General features: G+C 65.3%; 3 protein-coding genes and 1 pseudogene. 1 reads left to right on the top strand and 3 read right to left on the bottom strand.

The features are described from left to right. Positions 1 to 112: pseudogene (locus ACZYOF_RS43305) on the top strand (IS630 family transposase); the annotation flags it as partial. On the opposite strand, the gene traG reads toward ACZYOF_RS43305, so the two are convergent. Genes traG through traC form a run of 3 tightly spaced genes read right to left on the bottom strand, consistent with a single transcriptional unit; the run spans position 103 to position 2,525 of the window. Then, positions 103 to 2,058, bottom strand: a complete 1,956-nt coding sequence (gene traG, locus ACZYOF_RS43300) for a Ti-type conjugative transfer system protein TraG (protein WP_463719537.1) — start codon at positions 2,056 to 2,058, stop codon at positions 103 to 105. The pseudogene ACZYOF_RS43305 and the gene traG sit on opposite strands and share 10 nt — an antisense overlap. Next, a complete protein-coding gene (gene traD / locus ACZYOF_RS43295; RefSeq protein WP_130230503.1) occupies positions 2,045 to 2,260 on the bottom strand; it encodes a type IV conjugative transfer system coupling protein TraD in 216 nt (71 codons plus the stop codon). The genes traG and traD overlap by 14 nt, the downstream gene beginning before the upstream one ends. Before the next feature lie 4 nt (positions 2,261 to 2,264). After that, positions 2,265 to 2,525 carry a conjugal transfer protein TraC gene (gene traC, locus ACZYOF_RS43290; RefSeq protein ID WP_463719536.1) on the bottom strand — a complete coding sequence of 87 codons (261 nt, stop codon included), beginning with the start codon at positions 2,523 to 2,525 and terminating at the stop codon, positions 2,265 to 2,267. Between the last annotated feature and the right edge of the window lie 161 nt (positions 2,526 to 2,686).

Here is a 2,686-nt window from a genome sequence, read left to right as displayed (position 1 = left end):
ACACATCGATGCCTACGTCAACGCGTACAACGACAAAGCCGAGCCCTTCGTCTGGACCAAGAAAAAGGTCCGTCAACGCCGCTTCACAGGGCGCCGTATCACTCAGCTCTGATTCCGGGTACTAGGTTCTGGGTGCCCACCCAGCTTCTCTGATGGGATCCTGTTCTCGCCGACGCACGCCTGCATGTCGGTGCGCCGGAACCAGATGGCGCGGCCGCAGCGTAGCGGCGGATTGCCGGCGGTGAAGATGATCTGCTCGTCCGTCCGCATACGTAGCACCTCATGCGGCAGCATGAGCGCCCGGCGCGCGAGCTGCTTGGACCGCGTCCGGGAGGAACCCGACATCTGCGAGGACCGGCTCAGCTGATCCACCTCGACCGTCGTGTCACCGCAGCGCTTGGAGATGTAGTCCGCCGTCTCGGGATCGTTGATCGCCGAGAAGGAGATCCAGGACGCGCTCTCGAACCACTTGCTGGTGGCATCACGGCCGCCATAGGCCTCGCGCATCTGGCCGATCGACTGGTAGAGCATCAGCAGGGTGATGCCGTATTTACGACCCGCGTCGCGCGCGGTTTCGAGAATGCGTAAGTACCCGAGGCGAGCGACCTCATCAAGCAGGAACAGCGTGCGGCCGGTCACTTCGCCATTGCGATTGTAGATGGCGTTAAGCAGCGCGCCGATGATGACGCGGGCGAGGCCGGCGTGGTTCTCCAGTGTCTTCAGGTCGAGATTGATGAAGACGTCCGTCCCGCCCTCCGCGAGCTCGGCCGTCGTGAAGCTCGACCCGGATACGAGCGCGGCGTAGTTGGCATAGGAGAGCCAGTGGGTTTCCTTCACCGCGTTGGCGTAGACGCCGCTAAAGGTCTCCGGCGTCATGGCGATGAAGGGCGCGACATTCTCCTTCACGAAGGCGGATTCCGAGTTGTCATAGATCGATTGAAGCCGCTGGCGCAGCTTCGGCTCCGGCTCGGACAGATTGGCACGGACCTGGCGCAGGTGCTGGTCCTTCTTCTCCGTATGACCGGACAGGCAGACATCGGCGGTTAGCGCCGTCAGCAGCTGCAACGCCGAGGCACGAAAGAAGTCGTCCCGCGCCGAGCCCTGGCGCGGATTGTCGGTCATGACCCATGACGCGACGGCGGCAATGTCCTCTTCCTTTGTTGCGCCGTGCTGGCCGATCCAGTCGAGCGCATTGAAGCCGATTGCCGAGGAGCGCGGGTCGAGCACGAAGACCTGGCGACCCGCCCCGTGCCGGTGTCTCGTGACTATCGGTGCGACCTCGTTAGAGGGGTCGAGGACGACCAGTCCGCTGCCCCATTTGAGCGCTGTCGGCACCGTGACGGATGTTGTCTTGAAGCCGCCGGAACCGGCGAACACGATGCCGTGCGACGAGCCGAAGGACGCATCGAAACAGAGCAAAGCAGACTTGCCGCCGTCGCCCCATGCCTCGGCGTCATCGGCGCGGAAGGACTGGTCGGCCACCGCATCCCGATCGACGCGATAGCGCTCCCCGACCACGATGCCACCCGCCTCCGGGAACAGCCGCGCAGCCTCGGTCATCGTCATCCAGTCCGACTCGCCATGGATGGCGCGCCGGCCCCGAATGCGGCGCGGTTCAGCGGCGGCGAAGGCGCCATTGCCTCTCATGGCCACGCGCAGAGCGAACACGACGGCGAGCGCCGCGATGGTCGCTCCGATGACAGTCGCGGGATCGGCGTAAGTGACAAGCCGGTCTCCAGCGGGCAGGGCATGGGCGAAGGAATGCAGACGCACGATCTCGCGCGAGGCGGCGATCGCGACCACAAGCAGGCCGCCGAACACGACGCTCCAACCGGCCGAGCGAATCGCCGTCGCACCAGCCGCCGCGAACAGGAAGACCACGCCGATCGCCGCGGCCATGAGATAGGGCAGGGCGATGCCGATCCGGCCGAGCGCCAGCCGCGCGTTCGGGGTTGTCCCGAACTTCGAAAGCCACGCTTCGATGCCGGTGAAGACGAGGCACAAGCCTGCCATCAGCACGGCCGGCGTGATCGCCAGGGCGATCTTACTTGCTCTCATGACCGAACGCCTTCGCGCCGATCGCCGTCAGGCGCTCGCGTTCTGCCTCGTTGCCGCGGAGACGGTCGGCGGCATCGATCAGCAATCCCAGCAGCAGCGCACGCTTCTCGTAGCGCAGCCCGGCCTTGGCGATCAGGCCGCCGAGCTCGATCTTCTCCCGCGTGTCCTTCTTGCGGGCGTTTGTGGCATCGGAGCGGCGCATGCGTTCAGCCCTGTTCAGCCACGCCCGAAGACGCGCCAGACGCGACGGCCGCGGCCGCCTTTGCGGTTCGGCCGCTGCCCTTGCGAAACCGGCCGGCGATCTCCTCGAAGGCCGACAGCAGCGCGCCTTCCTCGATCTCGATTTCTCCCATCCCGGCCTTCAGCGCGATGCGCCCGATGCGCTCGGCCTCCCGCGTTTCAGCCTGCTTTAGCTGCTCCTGGAGCCGAGCGATTTCGTCCCTGATCTGCCGCGAGGGCTTTTTCATTCCGGAAGACCTTTCCTGTCAGTTCTGCGCGAAGCCGACAGGAAAGCCGGGGTGAGCGCGAAGCGCGACCCGGGTAATTAACGGGGTCGGCGAAGCCGACGCTTTGGAAGATCATCCCGCCGTTCCGAAGGAGCGGCTTCCAAGGGCGCAGTAATACGTCG

The organism is Bradyrhizobium sp. LeoA1Lang (assembly GCF_055413685.1).
The sequence above is the reverse complement of the archived record's forward strand: the minus strand, read 5'-3'. Positions and strand labels throughout refer to the sequence as shown.

Coding starts and splice junctions, on each gene's coding strand:
- traC (WP_463719536.1), bottom strand. CDS start 2,525: ATGAAAAAGCCCTCGCGGCAGATCAGGGACGAAATCGCTCGGCTCCAG.
- traG (WP_463719537.1), bottom strand. CDS start 2,058: ATGAGAGCAAGTAAGATCGCCCTGGCGATCACGCCGGCCGTGCTGATG.
- traD (WP_130230503.1), bottom strand. CDS start 2,260: ATGCGCCGCTCCGATGCCACAAACGCCCGCAAGAAGGACACGCGGGAG.